Below are 26,068 nucleotides of genomic sequence, written 5' to 3'. Positions count from 1 at the left end.
CCGTGGCCTACGCACTCCGTAAAGTCGGGCTGCTGCTGCTCACCCTGTGGGCGGCCGTCACCCTGAACTTCCTCCTGCCGCGGCTGATGCCGGGCACCCCGGCCGACGCCGCCATCGCCAAGCTGTCGCAGAACGGCCCCGTCTCGGAGGCCACGCGCGCGGCCATCGAAGCCCAGCTGGGTCTGCCGACGGGCAACCTGTGGCAGCAGTACGTGGACTACCTGCGCCAGGTCGTCACCCTCGACTTCGGCACCTCGTTCACGTTCTACCCGCAGCCCGTCTCGGAGCTCGTCACCCAGGCGCTGCCCTACACGATCATCCTCGTCGGCACCGTCACCATCGTCGCCTTCGTGCTCGGCACCCTGACCGGTGTGCTCGCGGCCTGGAAGCGTGGCACCTGGCTCGACGCCCTGCCCACCCTGACAGGCACCTTCGCCAGCGCGTTCCCCTACTTCTGGACCGCCCTGCTGCTGCTCTTCTTCGCTGGCTATGTGTTCCACTGGTTCCCGACGTCTGGCGCCTATGGGCCGACCGCCACGCCGGCCTTCGACTGGGCCTTCATCAGCGACGCGCTCTATCACGCGGCCCTGCCGGCGCTCACGATTCTCGTCACCTCGCTGGGTGGCTGGATCCTCGGCATGCGCAACGCCATGATCAACACGCTCGGCGACGACTACGTGACGTTCGCCGAAGCCAACGGTCTGAAGAGCCGCACGGTCGCCCTGCGCTACGCGGCCCGCAACGCCATCTTGCCGAACCTCACGGGCTTCGGCCTGGCACTCGGCGGTGTGGTGGGCGGCTCCATCCTGGTCGAGCGCGTGTTCAACTACCCGGGCATCGGCTACCTGCTCTACAACTCGGTGGTCAACCAGGACTACCCGCTCATGCAGGCCCTCTTCCTGATGATCACCGTGAGCGTGCTCATCGCCAACTTCCTCGTCGACATCTTGTACGGCGTTCTCGACCCTAGGACCCGCCGATGACCACCACAGAGCAGATCAAGACCGTGTCGGATGCGCCGGTCGGGCGCCCGAGTCGCTGGAAGACCGTTGCCCGCATCGGCTCGACCCTGTGGTCGAACTGGAAGTCGCGCCTCGGCCTCATCATCCTGGGCCTCTTCATCCTGGTGGCCATCTTCGCGCCGCTCATCGCGCCCTACGGGGCCTCGCAGGACGGCTTCGAACGATCGTCGGATGCCTCGGGCGCACACTGGCTGGGCACCACGGCGGCCGGCGAAGACGTGCTCTCGCAGCTGATCTACGGCACCCGTGTGAGCGTGTTCGTCGGTTTCGTCGCCGGCTTCTTCTCCACCGTCGTCGCCGTGCTGATCGGTTTGAGCTGGGGCTACGCGCGCGGCTTCATCGCCGACGTCATCAACTTCATCGTCAACCTGTTCCTCGTCATTCCGGGCCTGCCGCTCATGATCGTCATCGCGGCTTACCTGCAGAACGGCGGCATCGCGATGATCATCGCGGTCATCGTCATCACGGGATGGGCGTGGGGCGCCCGCGTGCTGCGCAGCCAGACACAGTCGTTGCGTTCGCGCGACTTCGTGACGGCCGCCCGGTTCTCGGGCGAGAGCGCCTTCCGCATCGTGTTCCGCGAGATCCTGCCCAACATGACATCGCTCATCGTCGGCAGCTTCTTCGGGGCCGCGACGGCCGCCATCCTCGCCGAGGCGGGCCTCGAGTTCCTGGGGCTCGGCGACTCGACCACCGTGTCGTGGGGCACCATGCTCTTCTGGGCGCAGAACTCGAACGCGCTGCTGACCGGCCAGTGGGTGCTGCTCTTCGCCCCCGGCCTCTGCATCGCCCTGCTCGCGACGAGCCTCACCTTGATCAACTTCGGCGTCGACGGGATCTCGAACCCGCGCCTACGAGAGGGTTCCAAATGACGAACACGGATGCCGTGACCACCCCCGCCCCATCGTCCTCCGAGCCGCTGCTCGAGGTGCGCGACCTGTCGGTCGTCTACGAGTCGCACGACTCCGAGCCCGTTCAGGCCGTCGACCACGTGTCGTTCCAGCTGAAGCGCGGCGAGTTCGTCGGGCTCGTGGGGGAGTCGGGGTCGGGCAAGTCGACGCTGGGCTTCGCGCTCACGCGGCTGCAGAAACCGCCGGCACGCACCAACGGCGGGCAGATCTTGTTCGGCGGCGTCGACATCCGCGAATTGGGTGCCGAGCAGCTGCGTGAACAACGCCAGGGCGGTTTCGCGATGGTGTTGCAATCGGGCATGAATGCGCTCAACCCGGTGCGCACGATTCGCAACCACTTCGTCGACATCTTCAAGGCGCACGGGCATGTGCCTCGCGCCCGCTGGGCCACGCGCGAGGTCGAGCTGGTGACCAAGGTGGGCCTGAAGCCCGAGGTGCTCGACCGCTACCCGGGCGAGCTGTCCGGCGGCATGCGGCAGCGCGTGTCGATCGCGCTCGCGCTCTCGCTCGAACCCCAGCTCATGGTGTTCGACGAGCCGACCACGGCGCTCGACGTGCTCGTGCAACACGCCGTGATGGACACCATCATGGCGCTGCAGAAGAGTGAGAACTTCACGGCCGTGCTCATCAGCCACGACCTGGGCATCGTGCTCGAGGCCACCGACCGCGTGCTCGTCATGCACGAGGGCCGCATCGTCGAGGACGCGCCGTCGATCGACATCCTCGAACGCCCGCAGGATGACTACACGCGCATGCTGCTGAGCCACTACGCCGACCCGCGCGCCGAGGTCGTCGAACTGCCCGGTTTCGTCGACCTGGCCACGCGGAAGGCTCGCGGAACGACGCGCGCCGACGTGGCCAGCTCGCCCGCCTCGGTGCGCACGCGCGGGGCCCGCTCCGCCGACTCGCCCATCGTGGTCGACGCCGTGTCGAAGGTGTACCCGCCGCCGCGCCGGGGCGAGAAGCCCGTGACCGCCGTCGACAACGTGTCCTTCACGCTCGAACCCGGGCAGTCGCTCGCCCTCGTGGGCGCGTCGGGCTCGGGCAAGTCGACCATCGCCAAGCTCATCACGGGCGTCGAGAAGCCGACCTCGGGGGCCGTGCGCTTCGGCGACCTGCAGATCGACAAGCTGGGCCGCCGCCAACTGCGCTCGCTGCACTCGAACGTGCAGATGGTGTTCCAAGACCCGTATGCCGCGCTCAACCCGCTCCACACGGTCGAGTACACGCTCACGCGACCCGTGCTCAACTTCACCGACCTGCGCGGCGACGCCGCCCGGGCCCGCGTGCTCGAGCTGCTCGAGACGGTGGGGCTCTCGCCCGTCGAGCAGTTCGCGGCCAAGCTGCCGCATCAGCTGTCAGGCGGGCAGCGGCAGCGCGTGGTCATCGCGCGGGCGCTCGCGAGCGACCCCCAGGTGCTGATCGCCGATGAGCCCGTGTCGATGCTCGACGTCTCGCTGCGCGCCGGTGTGCTGGCCCTGCTCGAAGACCTGCGCGAACAGTGGGGCGTCTCGATGCTCTACATCACGCACGACCTGCTGAGCGCCCGGCTCGTGACCGACAACATCATGGTGCTGAACCAGGGTCGCGTGGTGGAGCGCGGGGTGACGGCCGATGTGCTGCGGAACCCGACCGATCCGTACACGATCGAGTTGCTCGATGCCGTGCCCAACCCGGCGCGCGCGAAGCGGGGTGCTGCGTAGTGACGGGCTTTCGGCAGATCGCTCCCTTCGGGGCGCTCCCGGTCGGTGAGGGCGTCTCCGTCGTCGCGCTCCCGGCCGCGGTCGGCGAGCTGACGGCGTTCCACGTGAAACCCTCGGGCCAGTCGCGCGGGAAAGTGCTGATCGTGCCCGGGTTCACCGGCTCGAAGGAGGACTTCCGCACCTTCGTGCCCCTGATCGCCGAGCGCGGGTTCGAGGTCTTGGCCTACAGCCAGCGCGGTCAGGCCGATTCAGTGGCACCCGTCGGCGTCGAGAACTACGCGCTCGCCGACTTTGCGCGGGATGCCATCGAGGTGGCCGGGTTCGTCGGTGACGGGCAACCCGTGCACCTGCTCGGCCACAGCTTCGGCGGATGCGTCGCGCGCGCGGCGGCCATCGCCCAGCCCACGGCGTTCCGCAGCCTGACGCTGTTGTGCTCGGGCCCGAACGGATGGCCGGGGCGACACCAGGACACGACCGACGCCGTCGCGGCGGGTGGCAGTGCCGGGCTCTGGTACCGCGACAACCCCGACACGCTCGGGGTATCCGACGCCGACCTCGACCCCGAGCTGGCGTTCCTGCGGCTGCGCGCCGAACGCACGTCGAGCGACAACCTGCTCGCGGCCGCCGACATCTTGCGCAACGACCCCGACACGACCGAGGAGTTGCGGCAGGCCCGCATCCCGACGCTCGTGGCCCACGGGGAGCACGACGACAAGTGGCCCATCGACTGGCAGCGCGACATGGCCGAACGGCTGGGCGCGCAGTACGCCGTCATCCCTGGTGGCGCGCATTCGCCGCAGGTCGAGGCGCCAGAGGCCACGGCCGACACCCTCGCAGATTTCTGGGGCGCGCACGCCGCGGCGTGACGCCCCCTCCCGTCCCCAACCATCAGCTCAAGGAGAATCGTGAAGAGCTTCCCGAACGGATTCCTCTGGGGTGCGGCGACCGCCGCGCACCAGATCGAAGGCAACAACATCAACAGCAACTGGTGGGTGATGGAGCACGCCGAGAACTCGAACATGGTCGAACCCTCGGGTGACGCCATGGACAGCTACCACCGCTACCCCGAAGACATGAAGCTGCTGGCCGATGCCGGGCTCAACTCCTACCGCTTCAGCATCGAGTGGGCCCGCATCGAACCCGAACGCGGCTTCTTCTCGCGCGCCGAACTCGACCACTACCGCCGCATGGTCGACACCGCGCGCGACCTGGGCCTCGACCCCACCGTCACGCTCATGCACTTCACCGTGCCGCGCTGGATGTTCGACGACGGCTTCTGGCGAGCGGATGACGCCGCCGACCTGTTCGCGCGCTACACCGAGGCCGTGCTGCCCATCCTCGACGACGTCACCTACGTGTGCACCATCAACGAGCCCAACATCGCCGCCATGCTGGCCGGTGGCGAGGATGCCTCGAACCTCGTCGCCTTCGGCCTGCCGAACCCCGACCTCGGCGTGGCCGACACGTTGCTCGAATCGCACCATCGCTCGCGCGAGGTGCTCTCGCAGCTGTCGCACGTGAAGAGCGGCTGGACGGTCGCCACGCAGGCGTTCCACTCCACGGGCGAGCCCGGCGCCGACGAGAAGCTGCACGAATACGGCTACCCGCGCGACGACTGGTACCTCGAGCAGTCGGCGGGCGACGACTTCGTCGGCGTGCAGGCCTACACGCGCACGTTCATCGGGCCCGAAGGCCCCCTGCCGGTCTCGGAGGAGGTCGAGACCACGCTCACGGGCTGGGAATTCTTCCCGGATGCCCTGCAGCTGGGTGTGCGGAGCGCGTGGGAGAAGAGCGACCACACGCCCGTCATCGTCACCGAGAACGGTATCGCCACGGCCGACGACACGCGCCGCATCGCCTACACCGAGGGTGCCCTCTCGGGCCTGCACGCGGCCATGGAAGACGGTGTCGAGGTGCTCGGCTACCAGCACTGGTCCGCGCTCGACAACTATGAGTGGGCGTCGGGTTTCCGCCCCACGTTCGGCCTCATCGCCGTCGACCGCGAGACGTTCGTGCGCACGCCGAAGCCGAGCCTCGCCTGGCTCGGGGATGTCGCGAAGCGCGGCGGTCTCGCCTGATCGCGTTCGACTGAGGCCCGGCCTCACGCACGTCGGCGGCCGCATCCACCCGGATGCGGCCGCTTCTGCGTTGAGCGGAACCTAGTTCGCTGCGTCGTGACGGCGTCGGCTGTGGCGCGCCGCGAGGAGCCCGAGTGTGAGTGTCAGCCCGCCGATGAGCGCGGCGACGGCCAACACGATCTCAGACGGACCTGTCAGGGAGAGGAACGGGCGAGCGTGGTGCGGCCATTCGGTGGCCGGGTGCACGTTCGACGCGTCGGCGAACGGGGCTGCGGTGCCCGGCCACGGGGAGACGAGGCCCGGCACGGGGGCGAACGGATCGTTCGGGCGCGGCGCGGCGGGGCCGGCAGTGTCGGGGGTCGGGTCGGTCGGCGTGCCCGGTGACGGCACGGCGGTCGGATCGGGGGTATCGGTCGGATCGGGGGTATCGATCGGTGTCGATGTCGGTGGCGGTGTGGGTGTGGGTGTGTTCGACCCTGTTGCGACAGGTGTCGGTGTGGGGGTGCTCGACGGTGTCGCGGTCGGTGACGGCGTGGCGGTCGGGACCGGCGTCGGCGTGGGCGTAGCCGAAGGCGTCGGGACGACGGTCGGAGTGGGCGAGCTCGTCGGGCTCGGCGCCGGAGTTGCGCTGGGCACCGGAGTGGCCGTTGGGCTGGGCGACGCGGTAGCCGTCGGGCTTGCGGTGGGCGCGGGTGTCGACGTGGGCGTCGGGGTGGGGGCGAGTGTGGGTGTTGGTGTGGGCGTGGGCGTCGGAACCACGGCGACGAGCGAGAGTGTCGCACCGCGCGCCTCGACGCCATCGTCGGCGCGCGAGCTCAGTGCGACGGAATCGCCCACCCCGTCGGTATCGGCGGCCGTGCACGCCCACGTGCCATTCGCGGCGACGACGGCCCGGCACAGCGCATCGGCCGGGGCCGCCGCACCTCCGGGCCCGGAGCTCGAGCCATCCGAATCGGGTTTCGCGCCGCCCGCGCCGACGACGGGTTCTGGAGTGCCGCCCACCGAGACGATCGCGCCCGGTTCTGCCGTGCCTTCGAAATCGACGGGCCCGGCCGGGAGGGGATGACCCGCAGCGGGGGCGGTGAAGGCCGGAGCCTCTGGTTCGGCACTCGAGCCGAAGATCTGGGCCTGCATGAGCGGCCGGATGGCGTTCTCGAATCGCTCGTCGACGAAGTAGCCCTTGAGCGCGTCCCCCCGCTCGGCGTTGAGGATTGCTCCCATGATCATCGACTGGTCGAGCGACAGGTAGCGTTTCGCCACGGTGCCGCTGCGCACGGCGACGGCGTCGTAGAAACCGCCCGGGCCGTAGGACTCGAACTGCGCGCGCAGCCGGCCCAGGTTGTCCAACACTCCCGCGCGGTCATAACCGAGGGCCAGGAAGCTGGCGTGCGGTGTGACGACGCCGTCGCCGAACGTCGGAGCCGGGTTGGCGCCGGTGTTGCAGTCGGCGTGATCGCGGTCGACGTTGGTGCGCTCGCGATCTGAGTGATAGCCGTCGTCCTTGATGCCCAGCTCGTCGACCCCGTATTCGGCATACCCGCCGAACGGGTCACTCGCGGGCGAGAAGCCCCAGAAGCCGTAGCCGGCCTCATCGATGCCGTGCTCTTTCTGGGCCCGCACGGTCAGCGGATGATTGAGTCCCCACGATCGCGGCCCCCACGTCGCCTCAGGCACGAACAGGTCGGGCATGAGCGCCTCGAACATACTGCCGCCCCACCCGGGCACGATGCTCATGCCACGGTAGCGGTAGGTGCCCTCGAAGACTGTGATGCCGTCGTAAGTGCGCGAGACGCCGTGCGGTTTGTGCTCCTGCCAATCGGCGTCGCAGCCCGGCGACATGGTGCGCAGCGTGCCGTAGAACGCGTTCGCGGGCACCTCGCCCTTGTCGATGCCCAGGTAGGTGGTCATCCGCGTCTCGCTGACGGTCGTGTCGTAGGTCGAGCAGTTGTAGAAAAGGGTCTCGGTCTGGCCGCTCTGAAAGTTGCCGGGGATGCTGCACTCGGCCGGCGAGGTGGGCCAGAAGCCATTGCGGTTGAGCCCCGTGCCGCGGGCGCTTGCGGCCTGAGGATCGTAGAAGACCGAGAAGTCCATGCTGTCGTAGAGGGCCGTCGCGCGCGCCGCGAGCGGAGCTTCCGCACCCACGACCACGCGCAGTGCCGCGGCCAGCCAGGCGTTGTCGACCGAACTGGCGAACGGCGGTTTCGACGACCCGTCGGGGTTCGTGTCGATCACCGGTTGCCCGTCGACGGGCCGATACCAGTTCCAGAACATGCCGCTCGCGGCGTGTCGCGGCATGGTCTCGAGGGTGCCGAGCGTGGCGGCCAACCGCTCGCTCGCCTCGCCAGGCGTGATGATGCCGAGGTCGCGCGCCGCGATGGTCGACCAGAGGTAGCCGCCCACGTTGGTGGTGGACGTGTAACCGGACCGGGAATCGTGCGCGAGATCACCCGCGATGCCGTCGGCCGTGAGGCCCGTGCGCTCGTCGGTCATGGCGACGAGAGATGACCAGGTGTCGCGGGCCGTGGCCTCGAGGAGCGGGTCGGAGAGTGCGGTGCTGCGCGCCTGAGCGGGCCCGGCGGCGAGGCCGAGGATCACGGCGCCCGCGGCCACCAGGCTCGCGACCCGGTGGCGGAGGGGGGATCTGGTCTTCACGGCAGCTCCTTCGGTTGGCCGGCAGCCGGCGACACGCGGCAGGTTGGCGAACCCTAGCGCACGCGCCGATGCTCAGACCGTATCAGCTAACATGCTCACGCACCAGAATGTGAATATCAGAAGTTCAACCGTTTACCGAAGGAGCTGCGATGTTCACAGGACTCAGTGCTTTTGCCCCCACCCCGCTCACCGAGGCGGCTATCGGCGAAGCGGAGTACGCGCGCCTGATCTCCCGCCTGGCGCGGGCGGGTGTCGACTCGATCGGTGCACTCGGCTCGACGGGCAGCTACGCCTACCTGGACCGGGCAGAACGGGCGCGTGCCGTGACGGTCGCGGTGCGGCACGCCGACGGGGTGCCCGTGATAGCGGGGGTGGGCGCATTGCGTATGCGCGACATCCTGCATCACATCGAAGACGCCCAGGAGGCGGGGGCGGCGGCGGTCATTCTCGCGCCCATGACCTATGAAGCCCTCTCGGATGACGAGGTCTTCGCGCTCTACGAGGAGGTGTGCGCCAACCTGTCGGTTCCCCTCGCCGTCTATGACAATCCCGTGGCCACACGCGTCACGTTCAGCGACGAGTTGCACAGCCGCGTCGCCCAGCTGCGGCCCGTCGCCGCCATCAAACTGCCGTTGCCGGCCGCCGGCGTGGATGTCCTCGCCGCCCGCGTCGCGCGGTTGCGCGCGCTCATCCCCGCCACCGTGGCCATCGGCGTGAGCGGCGACGACGCGGCCGCCGCGGGCCTCTCGGCCGGATGCGACCTCTGGTTCAGCGTGCTCGGCGGCACGCTCCCGGTCGAATGCCTCGAGCTCGTGCGGGCCGCGCGGGCCGGCTCGGCCGACGACGCGAGCGCTGCGTCCGCTCGGCTGCAACCGATCTGGCAACTGTTCGCCCGCTACGGCACCTATCCTGTGGTCGCGGCCCTCACCGAGCAGCTGGGCCTGGTGCGGCGGATGAATCTGCGCCGTCCGGTGCGGCCGCTCGACGCCGAAGGGATGCGCCTCGTCGCGGAAGCGCTTACGGTCGCAAACATCTCGCTCTGACGGCGATGAGGCGCGCCCCATCGGCTCGCTGAGGCATCCGTGCACGCGATTGTCGCCGGAGCGCACACTCCGACGATCCGGGCCGAGAGAAACGCACAACCGTGCAGTTCTCGGGGCCTCTCCGCGGTTTTCCGGCGGATAGCATCGACAGGGCGCCAGAAACATGGGCGCGCTCGGAATCAAAGGAGATGCACAGCAGTTCATGGATACCTCATCCGCCGGCCGATCGGCCACCCCCTCGCGTCCTCACAACGACGCCCCGGCAACGGGCTCCGGCTCGACATCGCCGCTCCCATTCATCCGCCGCAACAACTTCTGGCTCGCCCTCTCGCTGCTGCTCTGCCTCGTCTCGGCCGTCGGCGCATTCTTCGTGCAGACCAACGGTGCCACCGTGGCCGTCAAGGACATGCGCTGGGAGACCAGCTCGGGCCGTGAACTCAGCGCCCTGCTGTTCAAACCCGACACCGCGACCGCCGAGAACAAGGCCCCCGTCATCGTCGTCAGCCACGGCTGGTGGAACTCGCGCGAGATGCAGGACGCCAACTACGTCGAGCTCGCCAAGCGCGGCTACGTCGTCATCTCGATCGACATGTACGGCCACGGCAACTCCGACCCGCTGCCCCTCGGCGGCGAGTCCGAGAACGGCACGGGCATGTACGACGCCGTGAAGCTCGCGGCCCAGCTGCCCTACATCGACCCCGCCAAGATCGGCATCGAGGGCCACTCCAACGGCGCCCGCGCGGCCAACTACTCGGTCATCGCCGACAACCAGGCCGAGACGCCCCTCATCTCGGCCGTGCTGCTGGTCGACAACGAGGCGTTCTACTCGGACCTCGAAGACCCCACCACCTACGTCAACAACTACGGTGCCCGGGATGTCGGGCTCGTCGCCGATCAGTACGACGAGTTCTTCTTCCGCAGCTACGACGCCGACGGCGCCGCCATCACCACCCCGCGCGAATTCGTCGGCACGCCCAATGCGCAGTCGTTCCTGCACTTCGGCGAGGGTGACAGCACCGACAAGCGCACGGCCGGCGAGTACTACGAGCAGTCCGTCGACGGCGACGACGCGGTGCGCGTGCTCTACACGCCCGCGCAGACCCACCCGTGGGGACCGTTCTCGAAACAGACCACCGAGTACACCATCGACTTCTTCGAGAAGACGCTCGGCGCCCCCAGCCCCCTGGCCGCCGATTCGCAGACCTGGCAGATCAAGGCGTTCTTCAACGCCATCGGCCTGATCGGCTTCGGCATGTTCCTCGTGGCCTTCACCAAGGCCCTGCTGGGCACGCGCGCCTTCGCCGGACTGCGACGCACCGAACCGTTCCAGCTCAACCCGTCCACCCGCAAGGGTCTCTACTGGTTCTGGGGTGCACTGGTCGTCTCGGCGCTGTTCTCCGGCTGGAGCTACATCGCCCTCAGCCAGTCGACCGCGCTGGCGCCCATCATCTACAACTCGGCCCCGACCTTCATCGTTCAGGGTGCGCCGTTCTTCATCGGGCTGTGGGCAGCCATCAACGGTGTGTTCAGCATCGTCGTCATGGTCGTCTCCTACCTGCTGTTCGGCCGCAAGAACGGACAGAACCTGCGCGAGGTCGGCATCCTGCCGGGGTGGAAGGCCATCCTGCAGTCGATCGGTCTCGGCCTCGTCGTGGTCGTCGCCGCCTTCGGCATCGTGTTCCTCGTGGACTACTTCTTCAAGACGGACTTCCGCATTTGGGTGCTCGCGGTCAAGGCGTTCACGCCCGACAAGGTGTGGATCGCGGTGCTCTACCTGCCCCTATTCCTCGTCTACTACGTGGCGAACTCGGTGGCCATCAACAGCTTCAACCGCTTCACGATTCGCAAGAAGGAGTGGGTGAACACGGCGATCCTGGCGCTGTTCAACGCGCTTCCCGTGCTCGTGCTCGTCATCGCGCAGTACTGGACGTTCTTCGTGACGGGCGACCTGATCCCCGGATTCGCCGGCATCTTCGGCATCTGGCTGTTCCCCGTGATCGTGATCCTGGCCGCGGCGGCTGTGATCTCGCGCAAGATCTACCGCGCGACGAACAACCCCTACCTTGGCGGTTTCATCATCGCCTCGGTCGTGACGGTCATCTCGGTGACCAACACGCTGACGTTCGTGAGCTAGCTCGCACCCCTCGGCGCTGACAGGAAGCCCCCTTCGGTTCTCCGGCAGGGGGCTTCGTCGTGTCCGCGTGCGGGGCGGGGTCAGCCGGGGAGGGCGAAGGCGGCGCGGAACAGGCGGCGGCCGCGCGTCGCGACGTCGGGGCGGTCGCGTTCGTCGGTGCGTGACAGCAGGACGGCCAGCATGGCGATGGCGAGGAGGACGTCTTCCGTCTCGACGTGGTCGGCGATGCGGCCGGCCGCCTGGTCGCGCACGAGGAGCGCCTCGACGATGGCGGTGGCGCGCGTGCGCAGCGGTTCGGCGAGCGGGTCGTGACGATGCGTGGTCATGACCTCGACGAGGGCCGTCGAGGCGAGGGCTTGTTCGGTGAGGGCGTCGAACAGGGTGCTGACCGTGGCGTCGTCGTCGGCCACGAGCACCTCGAGCTCGGCGATGTTGTCGTCGAAGACCGCCACCGCGAGCGACAGGCGATCGGGGAAATGCCGGTAGAGGCTGCCCTGACCGACGCCGGCCCGGCGCGCGATGGCCGAGAGTGGTGCCGCGAAGCCCGATTCGGCGAACACCTCGCGCGCGGCCGCGATGAGCGCGCGGCGATTCTCGGGGCCCGCGCTGGGGCCGCGATTCGCTTTCGGCGTGGAGGGCATCGGTGTAGCATAACAACCGGACAGTGCTGTCCGGTATGACTCGCTCCACCGAGACGAAGGAATGATCGTGACCCAGAACGCCCCCCACCTCACCGCCGAGACCACCATCGCCGACTGGCTCGACGACCCGATCGGCGGCGCCCTCTTCGCCGAGCTGCTCGCGCAGGGCGGCCAGACGCCCGACTCGCTGCGACCCGTGCGCAACCTCACGCTCGGCCGCCTCGTGGCCATGAGCCAGGGCGCTTTTCCGCAAGAGATGGTCGACGTGCTCGTGGCCCGTGCCGCGGCCGGCGATTTGCCGAGCACCGAAGGGGCAGCGGCCGCAGCACCCGTGCCCGCTCAGCCCGCACGCCCCCGTGCGCCCCGCGTCGACTGGGTCGAGAAGGTCACCGAGGGACGCTTCACCGGCAAGACCGTCGTCGTCACGGGGGCCGGCTCGGGCATCGGGCGGGCCGTGGCCTCGCGGGTCGCGCGCGAGGGCGGCCGTGTGGTCGCCGTCGACATCTCGACCGAACGCCTGGATGACTTCGCCGCGAGCCTGCCCGACGCCGACATCGTGTCGGTCGCCGGCGACATCACCGACGACGCCTCCGTCGCTGCGATCGTCGAGGCCGCGGGCGACCGCATCGACGCCCTCGCCAACGTCGCCGGAATCATGGACGACATGACACCCGTGCACGAGATCTCGGACGACATCTGGAACCGCGTCTTCGCCATCAACGTGACCGGCACCATGAAGCTCATGCGCGCCGTCGTGCCCGTCATGCTGCCGCGCGGTACGGGTTCGATCGTCAACGTCGCGTCCGAGGCGGCGCTCCGCGGATCAGCCGCCGGTGCGGCTTACACGGCGTCGAAGCACGCGGTGGCGGGACTCACGAAGTCGAGCGCCTTCATGTACACGGGCACCGGCATCCGCGTGAACGCCGTGGCCCCCGGGCCCACCATCACCAACATCGAGGCGCGATTCGGCTCCCAGCTCGGCGCCGAACGCGTGCGCCTGGCCATGGCAGCCATGCCGGATGCCGTGGAGCCCGACGCCCTGGCCGCGTCGATCACGTTCCTGCTGAGCGACGATGCCGTGAACCTCAACGGCGTGATCCTGCCCTCGGATGGTGGCTGGTCGGCCGTTTAGATCCGCGCGAGCGCTGAACGCCGCCGCACCGTCACTTCACGGTGCGGCGGCGTTTGCGGTCGCTGCGGTAGATGCGCAGTCGGCCGGGCACCATGACGATCGACACGGGGAAACCAGCGGGCGCGGCGTCGCGCACCTCGCCGTCGTGCGCGAACGCCACCGATGCGTCGACCCGGAAATCCATGGTCGTGCGGGTCTCGGTGTGCACGGCGAGCAGAGTTCCCACGCCGGGAACCGAGCGCAGCCAGGACGAGAGATAGCTGCCGAGCGCCAGGTTCGCGAACACGCGCAGGCGGGAGGCCGAGACATCCGCTCGAATCGACCGGATGTCGAGCAGGTTGTCCGAGAGCGACCGCCGCGACAGCGGGATGATGTTGCGCGGGTGGTAGCGGTTGACGCCCACGAACAGCGTCCACGACCGGACCGGTCCGTCCTGGCGCCGGAACTCGACCGGCTGGCTGCGCCGCAGGACCTTGTGCCCGGCCACGAGTGCCGCCGGCCATTTGCCGATCTTGTCCTCGAGCTTTTCTCGCTCCTCGACGAGTTCGGGGTAGACGCCGATCGACGCGGTGTTGAGCACCGTGATCGGGTCGTCGCCGTCGATGCGCGCCTCGGCGACGTCGACCGTGGTGCCCTCGCCGCGCTGCACGGCCTCGATGGTGTCAGCGAAGCTGTCGATTCCCGCGGCACCCGCGAAGTGGTTGAGGGTTCCGCCCGGGAACACCACGAGGGGCAGGTCGGCCGTGCGCGCGGCATGCGCCGCCACCGCGACCGAACCGTCGCCGCCCGACATGCCCAGCGCGAGCACGCCCTGCCGCCCGGCCGCCTCGCGGAAGAGATCGGCCAGGTCGTCGCGCGGCGCGAGCACGTGGATGTCGGCGCGGGGGAGTGCGCGCCGGATCTGCTGCTCGGGGTCCGGCCCGAGCGCCGCCGACGCGCGGCCGGAACCGGACGACGGGTTGACCACGACGAAGAGTCCGTCGCCCTCGTCGAGCACGGGCAGCGAGACGCGCGGGCCCGGGTCGCGACGGCGCAACTGGTGACGCGTCGGCACGAGGGCGCGGCCGACGAGCGCGACCCCGACGCCGATGGCGAGGCCGCCCACGACATCCGAGGCCCAGTGGGCGCCCGTGTGGATGCGCGAATAGGCGACGGCGGCTGTCAGGGGCGCGACCACGGCGCCCGCGGCGGGTGACTCGAGCGCGACCCCCGCGGCGAAGGCGGCCGCGCTCGCCGAGTGTCCGGAGGGGAACGACGGCGACGTGGGGGTGCGGCGCAGGCGTCGGCCGACGGGCACATCGGAGAGGAGGGGCCGGTCGCCGCCGAAGAGGCTCTTGCCGACGAGGTTGCTCACGGCGCTCGCCACCGCGAGACCCGCGAGGCCGCGCACGGCACCGCTGCGCGAACGCCCGCCGACCAGAAACAGGACGCCGCCGATGGCGAACCAGAGCTTGCTGTGGTCGGCCGCCTGTGACAGGCGGGAGAGGGCTGAGTCGACGCCCGGGGGCGTCGCATGCGTGTTGATGCGAGAACCGATCGTGCGGTCGAGGCTCAGCAGCCAGTCCGGCAGCACCTGGGCGCGGCGCTGGGTGTGGACGGGGCGGAGGACGCGCGGCAGAAGCATCCACCCAGGGTAGGTGGCGCGGCCTCGATCGCGCTGAGGGTTGCGGAGAGTGCGCGGGCCTGCTGGAAGGGGCTCAGTTGGCGCCGGCCGGCGGGTTGACCGCCAACTCGACGCGGTCGGCGAGGTAGGCCGAGAAGGGGGTGGCGGTGTCGGCGGTGGCGCGCGGGTTCCAGCGCACGAGCGCGGCCCCGCCGTGCAGGAACAGCGGGCCGTCGGCGTCGTGCAGCGCCTCGGCGGCGAGCTCGATCACCTCGGCGTCGTAGTTCACGCTCTCGCCCTCGGTGAACTTGCCGCGGGAGGCGGCCGCCCGGTATTCGCGCCGCGTCTCGGCCGAGAGCGACTGGTAGGCCGGCCGACCCGGCTCGACGGCGCGCGTGAGCGAACCCGTGCGATAGAGCGTGCCGTCCTCGCCCAGCAAGAAGACGCCCAGACGCCAGACGCGACCGATGGGCGTCATGACCGCGTTGCGTTTGATCAGCAGGGTGCGGTGCTCGGGCACATACTGCGCGAGCGCCTCTGTGCGGGCGCCGGCGGCGCTCAGTCGCTCGACGGCGGCCGCGATCGTCGCCCGCAGCTCGCCGATGGTGGTCTCGTCGATGGCCCTCTCGTCGTCATGCTCGGTCACCCTCGAAGTTTAGGCGCGCGCCGGGCACATACGATCGAGGGATGACCGTCATCGTGAAGGAAGCGGCACTCGCCGACCTCGATTCCCCCACCCTCTACGCCATCCTCAAACTGCGGGTCGACGTGTTCATCGTCGAGCAGCAGAGCGCCTACCCCGACCTCGACGGGCTGGATGCGGCATCCGACACCCTGCTCGTATGGGCCGAAGACGAACAGGGTCACGTGCTGGCCACCATCCGCGTGCTGGGGCTGGGTTCACCGGTGCAGCGCATCGGGCGCGTGGCGACGGCGGCGGATGCTCGGGGCCGGGGTCTCGCGGCCGTGCTGATGCGCCGCGGCCTCGAGCTCACGGCCGACGCCGACACCGTTCTTCTGGGGGCGCAATCGCACCTCGAGGGCTGGTACGGCCGGTTCGGATTCGCGCTCGACGGGGAGCCCTACGACGAGGACGGAATCCCGCACATCCCGATGAGCCTGAAGCGGTAGGCCCGACGCGCCGAGCTGGAAGCGCTGGGCCGGAAGCGCTGAGGTGCGACCCCGGAGACGGGTTCCCCGAACGTTCACCGGCAATCCGCCGGGTGGTTGCCTCGGACGTCTGGCCGATTCATTCGTTTCCGGCACAGTGGGACCGTCGGGAGGAGTTTGTCGTGAGCGCGTCACCTCTCACCGAACCCACCGCGACGGTCGGTGCAGCCAGCCCTGCTCGATCGCGCGAGGCCGCTGACGAGCCCGAGGTGACTCGTGCCGGGAGCGGACGCCGGGGCCTCCGCGATCCCGGCTCACTCCCGAGATTCCGCACGGCCCTCTCTCGACGTGCTCTGATCCCCTGGGCGATCGGGCTCCTCGCCGCCGTCGTCTCGGCCGCCGGATCGGGCAACGCGTCGTATTGGGGCGACGAGGCCGCGAGCGTCATGTCGGCCGAGCGCAGCATCCCCAACCTCTTCGCCCTGCTTGGCAATATCGACGCCGTGCACGGCAGCTACTATCTGTTCCTGCACTTCTGGACCGGTCTCGTGGGCACGGGTGAATTCGCCGTGCGCCTGCCGAGTGCCGTGGCCGCTGGTGTCGCCGCGGCGGGAACCGTCATGCTCGGCCGACAGCTGCTCGGTGGCCGGGCGGCGATCGTGGCCGGGCTGGTCTTCGCCGTCATTCCGCAGGTCACCATGATGGGTCAGGAGGCGCGCTCCTACGCCTTTGGCATGGCCGCCGCCGTCTGGCTGACCAACTGGCTCGTCGCCCTCGTGCGCCGCGGCGACCTGCGCCCCCGCATCTGGGCGCTCTTCGGGGTGGCCGTCGCCGGGTGCCTCTACCTGTTCCTCTATCTCGCGCTCCTCGCCCTCGTTCACGTCGCCGTGTTCATCGCTTTCAAACCGGGCGCGCGGATGTGGCGGGCCTGGGCTCGTTCGCTGGTTCTCGCCGCGGTGCTCGCCGCCCCCGTCGTCGTCTTCGGCCTCGCGCAGCGCGGACAGATCGGCTTCCTCGCCCGCCGCAACTACGCCACGCTCGAGTCGGCGCTCGTCGGCCAGTGGTTCGGATCGGCCCTCTTCGCCGTCGCGGCCTGGGCGCTCATCGTCGTCGGTCTCGTGGCGGCCATCCGCTCGGGTCGGCGCGCGGCGCTCGTGCTCGGGGTGTGGGTCATCGCGCCGACCGCGCTACTTTTCCTCGGCAATGCCCTGATCACGCCCATGTACAACCTGCGTTACGTCGCTTTCTGCACGCCCGCCGTTGCGCTGCTCATGGGGTTCGGTGTCACGGCGCTCGCAGCCTTCGCCCGACGGGGCGATACGAGGGCCGGCTGGATGCTGCCCGCCCTGGCCGTCCTGCTCGTCGCCGCGCTCGCCGCCCCCGTCTACCTCGCGCAGCGTGGCCCGTATGGCAAGGACGGCGGCAGCGATCTGCGGCAGGTGGCCGACGCGATCGCGCGCAATGCATCCCCGGGCGACGCCGTCGTCTTCGCCGAGGACATCAAACCGTCGCAGAAACCGCGCCTGTCGATCGACCTCTACCCCGATCGTTTCGCGGGGCTGACCGATGTGGCCCTCGTGACGCCATTCCTCGCACGCGACCAGCTGTGGGATGTCGTGCGCCCCCTGCCCGAGGCCGCCCCCGCGTTGCTCGAGCACGACACCGTGTGGGCCGTCGAACGCGAGGGGCGCTCACTCGAGGACATTGCCGAGTTGCAGCGGCTGGGCTTCTATCCGCAGCAGATGATCCAGGTCAACCGCAGCGTCATCTACCGCATGGTGCGCACGCCGCCCGAGCTGCCCTGAGCGCTGCACTCTGAACCCGAGCCCTCAGGCATCCTCGTTGGATGACTCGGGCACGTGGCGGATGCGATCGGACAGGTAGGACACGACGGTGCCCGAGACGACGCCGACGATGATGATGCCGCCGATCATGAGCAGCACGGCGCTGAACCGGCCGGCCGCGGTCACGGGGTACATATCGCCGTAGCCGACGGTCGACAGGGTTTCGCAGGCCCACCAGATCGCGTCGCCGAAGTCCCGGATGCGGGCGCCCGGGGCATCCCGCTCGGCCTGCAGCGTCGACAGCGACAGGAAGTACACGTAGAAGACCGCGTAGGCCGCCGCGACGATGATGATGCGGGTGCGCACGGCGGCCCCGCTGCGGCGCTGCAGATAGGGGATGTCGCGCAACAGGTCGAGCACGCGCAACGCCCGGAACACGGGCAGCAGGACCGACAAGAGGTCGACGACGTTGTGGCGGACGAACATCCATCTGTGCCCCCTCGGCGTGAGGGCGAACCGCACGATGTAGTCGACGAGGAAGCAGGCCCAGGCGATGGCGAGGACCGCGAAGATCGTGCGATGCGATTCGGGCGGAAGATCTTCGGCGAGCACATAGACCGAATAGCCGACGACGAAGGCGAGCCCGAGCGCCACGAGCGGCCAACGCGCCGCGTTCTGCCAACGCGAACGCAGGTGCAGGCGGCGGGCCGCGGCCGGTGACGGGTGGGCGTTCATGGCTACATCAAACACGACGAGGGGTCTAGCGCGCGACGGCCGCCGTCGCCTCGATCTCGACCAACTGGTCGTCGTAGCCCAGAACGGTGACACCCATGAGTGTGCTCGGCGGCTGGTGCGGCGCGAAGGCGTCGCGCACGACCTGCCACGCGGTCACGAGGTCGGCCTGCTGCGACGAGGCGACGAGCACGCGTGTGCTGACGACATCCGCCGGGGTTGCGCCCGCTGCATCCAGCGCGACGACGAGGTTCTCGAAGGCCCGGGCCGCCTGCGCCGCGTAGTCGCCGGGCGCGACCGTTTCGCCGGCGGCATCGAGTGGGCAGGAGCCGGCGAGGAAGATGAGCCGGGCGTCGGCGGGAATCGTCGATGCGTACGCGTATTCGGCGACGTCGGACAGGCGGTCGGTGTGGATGAGCGAGACGATGCTGGTCATGTCTTCCTTGGTGGCGGCGCGTGCGGCGCGTGTGGTGCGCGGACCTGCGAGCGTCACGGGTCCGACTTCAGCTTAGAAGCCGACCGCTCGGGGCGGCGGAGCGGCCCGCGGCCGTCGGCCGGCGTGACGACCGATTGCGCCGGGCCGGGGCGCGCGCTACTGTGTGAACAAACGTTTGATCACCGCCATCCACCGCTCGCAGTGTCGCGAGAAAAGAGAGAACATGTCCGACGATTTCGTCAAACCGCTCGAGGGCGTGCTCGTGCTCGACTTCAGCCAGTTCCTGGCCGGGCCGGTCGCCGCCATGCGCCTCGCCGACCTGGGTGCGCGCGTCATCAAGATCGAGCGGCCGAAGGGTGGCGACATCGGACGGACCCTCGCCTTCGCCGGTCGTACGGCGGACGGCGACACCATCTCGTTCCACGCCATGAACCGCAACAAAGAGGGCATCACGGCCGACCTAAAGAACCCCGACGATCTGGCGCGCGTCAAGGAACTGGTCGCGCAGGCGGATGTCATCATCCAGAACTTCCGCCCCGGCGTGATGGAACGTATCGGCCTCGACTACGACTCGGTCGCCGCCATCAACCCGCGCATCGTCTATGGCTCGGCCAGCGGCTACGGCGACGAGGGCCCCTGGAAGGACCGCCCCGGGCAAGACCTGCTCGCCCAATCGGTGTCGGGCCTGCCCTGGCTCTCCGGCTCGGCCGACGACGGCCCCGTGCCGGTCGGTCTCTCGATCGCCGACCACCTCACCAGCTGCCACATCGCTCAGGGCGTGACGGCGCTGCTGTTCCGCCGCGAACGCACGGGCCGCGGCGGTCACGCCCAGACGAGCCTGCTCGAGGCCATGCTCGACCTGCAATTCGAGCTGCTGTCGACGCGGCTCAACGACCCGACCGTCACCGTCACGCGGGGCGGCGCGCACTCGGCCCACGCGTTCCTCTCGGCGCCCTACGGCACCTACCCGACGGCCGACGGCTATCTCGCGCTTGCCATGAACCCGATCCCCGTGATCGGAGAACTCCTCGGCATCGACGAGCTCGTGGCCCTGACCGACCCCGACGCCTGGTGGTCGCAGCAGAAAGAGATCGAAGCGCTGCTGGCGGCCCATTTCGCGACGCACACGACCGCGCATTGGCTCGACATCCTCGACCGGGCGGATGTCTGGTGCGCGCCCGTGCTGACCCTCGACGAGCTGGTCGAACACGACGGCTTCGAGGCTGTGCGCATGACGCAGAGCGTGGTGCGGGATGCGGCGCACACCGCCTCGGGCGCCGACCTCACGCTCACCACCACGCGCAGCCCCATCCGCATCGACGGGCGCATCCTGACGAGCGAGACCCCGGCCCCCAAGCTCGGGCAGCACAACGACGCCGTGCGCGCCGAGTTCGGCATCGGGGCGCACGGCATCGCTCCCGGCGAGCCATCCTCGGATGCGACCGCCCCGCAGCCGGCGGGGGCCGCGCGATGACGGTCATCCTGCGCGGCATCACGTGGGAGCATCCGCGCGGCTACGACTGCCAGGTGGCCTGCTCGACGGCCTTCGGGCTGCTGCACCCTGACATCGTCGTGCGCTGGGAGTATCGCTCGCTGCAGGCCTTCGCCGATGCGCCTATCGAGGACCTCGCCGACCGCTACGACCTGCTGGTGATCGACCACCCCCACATTCCGCTCGCGGCCTCAGCCGGTGCCTTCGCGCGCCTCGACGGCGCCGGGTTCGACGACGAGTTGGCCGCGCTCGCCGGCCAAAGCGTGGGTCGTTCGCACGAGAGCTATGCGCACGACGGGCACCAATACGGCCTGGCCTCGGATGCCGCCGCCCAGGTTTCGGCGCACCGCCCCGACCTGCTCGCCGCACCGCCCACGACCTGGGATGAGGTGCTCGAGCTGGCCGCTGACGGGCGCGTCGTCTGGCCGCTCAAACCGATCGACGCCTATTCGAGCCTCATCACGATCGCCGGCAACCGGGCGTCGACCGGGCACGGGGAGGCGCCGACATCCCGGCCCGGTCACTTCTTGGCCGAGGAGGACGCGCTCGCGGCGCTCGCCGATATGCGACGGCTCGCCGAACTCGTGCCGGCGGTGAATCTCGAGCAGAACCCTATCGAGGTCGCCGAGATGCTGGTCTCCGACGACCCGTCTGCCTATGCGCCGCTGCTGTTCGGCTACTCGAACTACTCGCGCGTCACCTTCCGGCAGCATCGGTTGCAATACGGGGATATCCCGACGGTCGCGCCGGCCACCCAGGACTCGCCCCGCTCGGTCTCCGGCTCGCTTCTCGGCGGCGCCGGAATCGCCGTCTCGGCGCACACATCGCACCTCGACGAGGCCCGCCGCTACGCGTTCTGGGTGGCCTCGGCCCACGCCCAGCGCTCGGTCTACTTCGACGGCGGCGGGCAACCCGGCAACGCCGCGGCCTGGGACGACGACCGGCTCAACCGCGAGACGCTCGACTTCTTCCGCGGCACGCGTCGCACGCTCGAAGCCGCCTACGTGCGGCCGCGCACCCCGGGCTATATCGAGTTCCAAGACCGCGTCTCGCCGTGGGTCACCGAAACGATAGCCGCTCGGATGCCGGAGGCCACCCTCGCCCGTCGCCTCAACGAGGCAGCCGCCGAACTGCTCGACGTCGCCGCCACCCCGCCGAGCCTGCTCGACCAGCCCGACCCGACCGATCTGCCCCTGGAGGCATCCCGATGAACACCGTCGACCGCTACTTCGAGGACTACGAGATTGGCGAGACGCGCACTTCGGTGGGCCGCACGATCACCGAAACCGATATCGTGCTGCACGCGGGCCAGACGGGCGACTTCTTCCCCCACCACATGGACGCCGAGTGGACGGCCACGCAGCCGTTCGGCCAACGCATCGCCCACGGAACCCTGATCATGTCGGTGGCCGTTGGCATGACCGCCGGAGACATCAACCCGCAGGCGATGAGCTATGGCTACGACCGGGTGCGATTCATCCGACCCGTCTTCATCGGCGACACCATCACGGTGACGGCCGAGATCACCGAGAAGACCGACCACACCAAACGCCCCGACACGCTCGGCTATGTGCACGAGAAGGTGAGCGTCGTGAACCAGACGGGCGACACCGTGCTCGTGCTCACGCACCTCTACCTCAGCAACAAGCGCGCACTCGCCGCGGCCTAGCGCCAGCGGACAGGGGCAGCCAGCGCCGAGCCGTCGGCAGCGACTCGAGCTGGCGTGGCACTACCGCGCACGGAGCTTCGTGGGCCCATGAATTCGGCGCGCAAAGCTCTCGCAACCGGCAGCGATGAGGATGATTTCACTGCCGTTCCGACCACTCCCTCAATGCCGCCGATCACGTCCTCAGAAAAGCTTCGTGAGCGCCGCCAAAACGATTCGTGGGATGTCACTCGCCTCGGCGTGTCCGATCAATGCCGTTTCGGGATAGTCAGCGGGGGGCATCGCCCGTGGCGGCGGGGCGGTCGGGATGATTGGACCACTCGCTCCACGAGCCGGGGTAGAGCGCGGGGTCGAAGCCCGCGAGTGTGAGGGCGACCGCATTGTGCGCGGCGGTGACGCCCGAGCCGCAATAGGTGGCTACGGGCGTGTCTTCGGCGATGCCGGCGGCCGCGAAGCGCTCGCGCAGCGCTTCGGGCGAGAGGAAGCGGCCTTCGGCATCCACATTGTTCGCGGTCGGTGTGCTGACAGCCCCCGGGATGTGGCCGGCGCGGGGGTCGATCGGTTCGACATCGCCGCGATAACGCTCCGCGGCGCGCGCGTCGAGCAGAGTGCCCGATGACGGCCACAGGGACGCCTCCTCGATGTCGATCGTGGGCAGGTGCCCGGGGGAGAGCGTTACTGTGCCGCTTCGAGAAGCCTGGCGGCGCGATGCGGCCGGCTGCGCGGCATCCGCGTCGTCGTCGTCGCCGGCGGCCCCGGCGCCGGTCTCGAGCGGAAGCCCCGCGGCCGTCCAGGCGCCCAGCGCCCCGTCGAGCAGCCGCACATCGGCCACCCCGGCCCACCGCAGCAGCCACCAGGCGCGCGCCGACGACATATTCTTCAGATCGTCATAGACGACGATCGCGTCCCCGTCATCCACGCCCCAGCCGCGGGCCGCCGCCTGCAGCGCCTCGATCGACGGCAGCGGATGCCGACCGTCCACGGGTGCCTGGCCCGCGGGCACATGTGCGGCCAACTCGTTCTCGAGGTCGACATAGACGGCCCCCGGAATGTGCCCCTCCGCGAACGCGGGGCGACCGTCGGGCCGGTCGAGCCGCCAGCGCACGTCGAGAACGCGCACGGGGGCGCCGTCGAGGGTGCCGGCGTCGAGCGCCTCGGCGAGTTCGGGAGCCGTGATCAGGATGTTGCGCATATGTTCCACTCCACCAGTTTCTCGCGCGCCAGACGCTTCGCGGTGTGAGACTGAAGGAATGTCACGTACCTCGAAGAAAGCGGCCGTCGCCGCGCGCGAAACGACCCGTTCGCTGGGCGCCACGGTCAAGGCCGCGACCGCCAATCCTCCGCGCACCGTACCGCGCCTGCTCGGCCGCATCGTTCTCGGCTCGTTCCTGCTGTTCGCCGGCATCGGTCACCTCACGTTCGTGCGCGAGGAATTCCGTGCCCAGGTGCCCGAGTGGCTGCCCATCGACAAGGACACGGTCGTGGTGGCATCCGGCATCGTCGAGATCACGCTGGGCGGTGCACTGCTCGCGCTGCCGGGCAAACGCGTGCACGTCGGATGGATCGTCGCGGCGTTCTTCGTCGTCATCTTCCCCGGCAACATCTCGCAGCTGGTCACGCGCACCGACGCGTTCGGCCTGAACAGCGACGCCGCCCGAGGTCTGCGCCTCATCTTCCAGCCCGTGCTGGTGCTCTGGGCGTTGTGGTGCACGGGTGCGTGGCGCGCCTGGCGTAACCGCTCGCGCTGAGCCAAACTGACCACATGGCAACACTGAGTGACGTGGCGGCGCTCGCCGGAGTTTCGGTGTCGGCGGTCTCGCGCGTGCTCTCGAACGCTCCGGCCACGCGCGTGAGCGACGACACCCGCGAGCGCATCCACGCGGCCGCGAAAACCCTGGACTACCGGCCCAACTTCGCCGGGCGTGCGCTCAAGACATCCCGTTCTCAGGTGATCGCGCTCGTCGTGCCCGACTTGACCAACGCCATCTTCACCGAGCTCATGCGCGGGGTCGAAGACGCGGCGATCGCGCGCGACTACATGGTGCTGCTCGGCCGGGCCGAAGACATGCAGCCGGGTGGCGCCATGATCGAACGCCTGATCGGCGAGGGGCGCGTGGATGGCATGCTCGTGCAACTCGCCGAAGATGTGACTTCGGCCGATGTCGACCGGCTCATGGCGGGCCGCGCGCCCGTCGTGCTCATCAACTCGGTCGAGGCGGGGCATCCGGGGTCGGTCGTGCTCGACGACGAGCGGGCCGCGCGCCTCGGTGCCGAACACCTCTTGGCGCTCGGGCATCGCCGCATCGGGCTCATCACGGGTGTGCCCGAATCGTTCAGCGGGCAACGGCGCGCCGACGGTTTTCGCCAGGCGATGGCCGCGGCATCCGTCGACGTCGACGAGGCGCTCATTACGCGGCTGGGCTATGAACCGCGGGCCGGTCGCGAGGCTTTTCGCACACTCCTGACGGCGGATGACGCCCCTACCGCCATCCTGGTCGCCAACGTCAACGCGGCCATCGGGGCGCTCGCCGAGGCCCGGTCGCTCGGCATCTCGGTGCCCGAGGACGTTTCCGTCGTGGCACTGCACGACGCCTGGACCGCCGAGAACACGTGGCCGCCGCTCACCACCGTGCGGATGCCGCTCTACGAGCTGGGTCGACGCGCCGCCGAGGCGGTCTTCGCACGCATGGCTGGCGGAGCCGTCTCGGACGTGACGGTCGCCGATGTGGCCCCCGAGCTCATCGAGCGGGAGTCGACGGCGTCTCTCTGAGCTCGTCGCCCGTGCCGTCGTCGCCGTCCTCGCCCGAGTTCTCGTCGTCGCCCTCGCTCGTGTGCCCATCCGGCAGGATGACGGCGTGGATCTCGACGGCTCGGTCGAAGTGCGCAAAGGCATCCGCAAACCCGGCATGACCGGTCGCAACCGTCTCGATGCCGTCGGGCCCACGCTGGCAGATGCCGAGTGGCTCGTCGTAGTCGTCCAGCTCGGGCACGTCACTCACGCGGCGTCATCCTCCACCCGGTGGAGACCGGATTCGGGGTCGACAAGCCGCCCCCACCCCCGATACTGCGCCGTGCCATGGATCTCACCGGCGACCCTTTCTGCGTGTTCGTCTATTTCAGCGGAAGTCGGCCCCGGGTGTCGAGTCCGTTTGCACTTCTCGTGCGAATCCTTGACATTTCTTCTCTGACCGATGCGCCCGGATCGCGCAAGCCCCTTGGCCTCTTGCCCGACCCGGACTTGGCTAGATCGAGTGAAAGATCGTCAATGCTCGCGCCGCGTAGCGTGGCCGACACCTCACGAAAGGACAGAAATGCTCACCGCACTCGCTCTCAACTGCACCCTCACGCCGTCGCCCGCCGCGTCGAGCACCGAGAAGCTCACCACCGAGATGCTCGAGGCGCTCGCCGAACACGGCGTCACCGGGTCGCAGCTGCGCGTCGTCGACTACAACGTCACGCCCGGCGTCGAGAAGGACATGGGCGAGGGCGACGACTGGCCCGCCATCCGCGAGAAAGTTCTAGCCGCCGACATCCTCGTCTTCGTGACGCCCACGTGGGCCGGCCAGATGTCGAGCGTCGCCCGCAGCGTGATCGAGCGACTCGACGCCGAGCTGTCCGAACAGGATGCCGCTGGCCGCCCGATCCTGTTCAACCATGTCGCCATCGTGGGCGTCGTCGGCAACGAGGACGGCGCGCACGGAATCGTCGCGCACGCGTTCCAGGCCTTGAACGACTACGGCTTCACGATTCCAGCGCAGGGCGCGACCTACTGGAACGGCGAGGCCATGCACACCACCGACTACAAAGACCTCGACGAGACCCCCGACGCCGTCGCCAGCGCCACCTCCACGGCCGCCCAGAACGCCGCGCACCTGGCCGCTCTGCTGAAGGAACGCCCCTACCCGGCGTGATCCGAGCGTGCCGCTTCG

24 protein-coding genes are annotated in these 26,068 nt (G+C 69.3%); 16 read left to right on the top strand and 8 right to left on the bottom strand.

Annotated elements, in window-relative coordinates; all coding sequences use genetic code 11:
- The first annotated feature begins 2 nt into the window (after window positions 1–2).
- The 5 genes from ACZ6IE_RS13955 to ACZ6IE_RS13935 are packed head-to-tail and all read left to right on the top strand — an operon-like array spanning window position 3 to window position 5,714.
- On the top strand, window positions 3–983 hold the full coding sequence (locus ACZ6IE_RS13955; protein ID WP_077054675.1) for an ABC transporter permease: 981 nt from the start codon (window positions 3–5) through the stop codon (window positions 981–983).
- On the top strand, window positions 980–1,894 hold the full coding sequence (locus ACZ6IE_RS13950; RefSeq protein WP_464608462.1) for an ABC transporter permease: 915 nt from the start codon (window positions 980–982) through the stop codon (window positions 1,892–1,894). The genes ACZ6IE_RS13955 and ACZ6IE_RS13950 overlap by 4 nt, the downstream gene beginning before the upstream one ends.
- Window positions 1,891–3,636, top strand: a complete 1,746-nt coding sequence (locus ACZ6IE_RS13945) for an ABC transporter ATP-binding protein (protein WP_464608461.1) — start codon at window positions 1,891–1,893, stop codon at window positions 3,634–3,636. The genes ACZ6IE_RS13950 and ACZ6IE_RS13945 overlap by 4 nt, the downstream gene beginning before the upstream one ends.
- Window positions 3,636–4,502 carry an alpha/beta fold hydrolase gene (locus ACZ6IE_RS13940; RefSeq protein ID WP_464608460.1) on the top strand — a complete coding sequence of 289 codons (867 nt, stop codon included), beginning with the start codon at window positions 3,636–3,638 and terminating at the stop codon, window positions 4,500–4,502. The genes ACZ6IE_RS13945 and ACZ6IE_RS13940 overlap by 1 nt, the downstream gene beginning before the upstream one ends.
- Window positions 4,503–4,541: 39 nt before the next feature.
- Complete coding sequence (locus tag ACZ6IE_RS13935) at window positions 4,542–5,714, top strand: glycoside hydrolase family 1 protein (protein ID WP_464608459.1); 1,173 nt, start codon at window positions 4,542–4,544, stop codon at window positions 5,712–5,714.
- An 81-nt stretch (window positions 5,715–5,795) separates the two neighbouring features.
- Here ACZ6IE_RS13935 and ACZ6IE_RS13930 read toward each other — a convergent pair whose 3' ends face one another.
- Window positions 5,796–8,366, bottom strand: coding sequence for a glucoamylase family protein (locus ACZ6IE_RS13930; RefSeq protein WP_464608458.1), 2,571 nt, complete (start codon window positions 8,364–8,366; stop codon window positions 5,796–5,798).
- Window positions 8,367–8,515: 149 nt separating this feature from the next.
- Between ACZ6IE_RS13930 and ACZ6IE_RS13925 the strand changes: the two genes are divergently transcribed.
- Both ACZ6IE_RS13925 and ACZ6IE_RS13920 read left to right on the top strand, forming a co-directional pair.
- The gene (locus tag ACZ6IE_RS13925) at window positions 8,516–9,409 is read left to right on the top strand and encodes a dihydrodipicolinate synthase family protein (RefSeq protein WP_464608457.1); all 894 of its coding nucleotides are present in this window, start codon (window positions 8,516–8,518) and stop codon (window positions 9,407–9,409) included.
- A 202-nt stretch (window positions 9,410–9,611) separates the two neighbouring features.
- Window positions 9,612–11,543, top strand: coding sequence for an alpha/beta hydrolase family protein (locus ACZ6IE_RS13920; protein WP_464608456.1), 1,932 nt, complete (start codon window positions 9,612–9,614; stop codon window positions 11,541–11,543).
- A gap of 80 nt (window positions 11,544–11,623) precedes the next feature.
- Here ACZ6IE_RS13920 and ACZ6IE_RS13915 read toward each other — a convergent pair whose 3' ends face one another.
- Entirely contained in the window at window positions 11,624–12,184 is a 561-nt protein-coding gene (locus tag ACZ6IE_RS13915; protein ID WP_464608455.1) for a TetR family transcriptional regulator, read from the bottom strand.
- Between the two features lie 61 nt (window positions 12,185–12,245).
- Here ACZ6IE_RS13915 and ACZ6IE_RS13910 point away from each other — a divergent pair, with 61 nt between their 5' ends.
- Window positions 12,246–13,316 carry an SDR family NAD(P)-dependent oxidoreductase gene (locus tag ACZ6IE_RS13910; protein WP_464608454.1) on the top strand — a complete coding sequence of 357 codons (1,071 nt, stop codon included), beginning with the start codon at window positions 12,246–12,248 and terminating at the stop codon, window positions 13,314–13,316.
- Window positions 13,317–13,347: 31 nt separating this feature from the next.
- Here the strand turns inward: ACZ6IE_RS13910 and ACZ6IE_RS13905 are convergent, their stop codons facing one another.
- Together ACZ6IE_RS13905 and ACZ6IE_RS13900 are read right to left on the bottom strand one after the other, a co-directional pair.
- Window positions 13,348–14,940 (bottom strand): phosphatase PAP2 family protein, encoded by a 1,593-nt coding sequence (locus tag ACZ6IE_RS13905; protein ID WP_464608453.1) that lies wholly within the window; start codon window positions 14,938–14,940, stop codon window positions 13,348–13,350.
- Window positions 14,941–15,013: 73 nt separating this feature from the next.
- Entirely contained in the window at window positions 15,014–15,565 is a 552-nt protein-coding gene (locus ACZ6IE_RS13900; RefSeq protein ID WP_464608452.1) for a hypothetical protein, read from the bottom strand.
- Window positions 15,566–15,606: 41 nt separating this feature from the next.
- Between ACZ6IE_RS13900 and ACZ6IE_RS13895 the strand changes: the two genes are divergently transcribed.
- Together ACZ6IE_RS13895 and ACZ6IE_RS13890 are read left to right on the top strand one after the other, a co-directional pair.
- Window positions 15,607–16,050: a GNAT family N-acetyltransferase gene (locus ACZ6IE_RS13895; protein ID WP_464608451.1), complete on the top strand. Its 444-nt coding sequence runs from the start codon at window positions 15,607–15,609 to the stop codon at window positions 16,048–16,050.
- Between the two features lie 161 nt (window positions 16,051–16,211).
- Window positions 16,212–17,834, top strand: coding sequence for a glycosyltransferase family 39 protein (locus ACZ6IE_RS13890; RefSeq protein WP_464608450.1), 1,623 nt, complete (start codon window positions 16,212–16,214; stop codon window positions 17,832–17,834).
- Between the two features lie 24 nt (window positions 17,835–17,858).
- Here the strand turns inward: ACZ6IE_RS13890 and ACZ6IE_RS13885 are convergent, their stop codons facing one another.
- Both ACZ6IE_RS13885 and ACZ6IE_RS13880 read right to left on the bottom strand, forming a co-directional pair.
- The gene (locus tag ACZ6IE_RS13885) at window positions 17,859–18,563 is read right to left on the bottom strand and encodes a potassium channel family protein (RefSeq protein ID WP_464608449.1); all 705 of its coding nucleotides are present in this window, start codon (window positions 18,561–18,563) and stop codon (window positions 17,859–17,861) included.
- Window positions 18,564–18,573: 10 nt separating this feature from the next.
- A complete protein-coding gene (locus tag ACZ6IE_RS13880) occupies window positions 18,574–18,981 on the bottom strand; it encodes a RidA family protein (RefSeq protein ID WP_464608642.1) in 408 nt (135 codons plus the stop codon).
- A 223-nt stretch (window positions 18,982–19,204) separates the two neighbouring features.
- Here ACZ6IE_RS13880 and ACZ6IE_RS13875 point away from each other — a divergent pair, with 223 nt between their 5' ends.
- The 3 genes from ACZ6IE_RS13875 to ACZ6IE_RS13865 are packed head-to-tail and all read left to right on the top strand — an operon-like array spanning window position 19,205 to window position 22,142.
- Complete coding sequence (locus ACZ6IE_RS13875) at window positions 19,205–20,455, top strand: CaiB/BaiF CoA transferase family protein (RefSeq protein WP_464608448.1); 1,251 nt, start codon at window positions 19,205–19,207, stop codon at window positions 20,453–20,455.
- Window positions 20,452–21,684 carry an extracellular solute-binding protein gene (locus ACZ6IE_RS13870; RefSeq protein ID WP_464608447.1) on the top strand — a complete coding sequence of 411 codons (1,233 nt, stop codon included), beginning with the start codon at window positions 20,452–20,454 and terminating at the stop codon, window positions 21,682–21,684. The genes ACZ6IE_RS13875 and ACZ6IE_RS13870 overlap by 4 nt, the downstream gene beginning before the upstream one ends.
- Entirely contained in the window at window positions 21,681–22,142 is a 462-nt protein-coding gene (locus tag ACZ6IE_RS13865; RefSeq protein WP_464608446.1) for a MaoC family dehydratase, read from the top strand. Before ACZ6IE_RS13870 ends, ACZ6IE_RS13865 begins: the two co-directional genes overlap by 4 nt.
- A 265-nt stretch (window positions 22,143–22,407) precedes the next feature.
- Here the strand turns inward: ACZ6IE_RS13865 and ACZ6IE_RS13860 are convergent, their stop codons facing one another.
- Window positions 22,408–23,331: a sulfurtransferase gene (locus ACZ6IE_RS13860; protein ID WP_464608641.1), complete on the bottom strand. Its 924-nt coding sequence runs from the start codon at window positions 23,329–23,331 to the stop codon at window positions 22,408–22,410.
- A 58-nt stretch (window positions 23,332–23,389) separates the two neighbouring features.
- Between ACZ6IE_RS13860 and ACZ6IE_RS13855 the strand changes: the two genes are divergently transcribed.
- Together ACZ6IE_RS13855 and ACZ6IE_RS13850 are read left to right on the top strand one after the other, a co-directional pair.
- A complete protein-coding gene (locus tag ACZ6IE_RS13855; protein WP_464608445.1) occupies window positions 23,390–23,887 on the top strand; it encodes a DoxX family protein in 498 nt (165 codons plus the stop codon).
- Window positions 23,888–23,901: 14 nt separating this feature from the next.
- Entirely contained in the window at window positions 23,902–24,909 is a 1,008-nt protein-coding gene (locus tag ACZ6IE_RS13850) for a LacI family DNA-binding transcriptional regulator (protein ID WP_464608444.1), read from the top strand.
- Here ACZ6IE_RS13850 and ACZ6IE_RS13845 read toward each other — a convergent pair.
- Entirely contained in the window at window positions 24,878–25,138 is a 261-nt protein-coding gene (locus tag ACZ6IE_RS13845; protein WP_464608443.1) for a hypothetical protein, read from the bottom strand. The two genes, ACZ6IE_RS13850 and ACZ6IE_RS13845, sit on opposite strands and share 32 nt — an antisense overlap.
- A 312-nt stretch (window positions 25,139–25,450) precedes the next feature.
- On the opposite strand from ACZ6IE_RS13845, the gene ACZ6IE_RS13840 reads away from it, so the two are divergent.
- Window positions 25,451–26,050, top strand: coding sequence for a flavodoxin family protein (locus tag ACZ6IE_RS13840; RefSeq protein WP_464608442.1), 600 nt, complete (start codon window positions 25,451–25,453; stop codon window positions 26,048–26,050).
- Window positions 26,051–26,068 lie beyond the last annotated feature (18 nt).

It is taken from the genome of Okibacterium sp. AC114, assembly GCF_979253355.1.
Note: the sequence above shows the minus strand (reverse complement) of the source record. Positions and strands in the feature narration are given on the sequence as shown.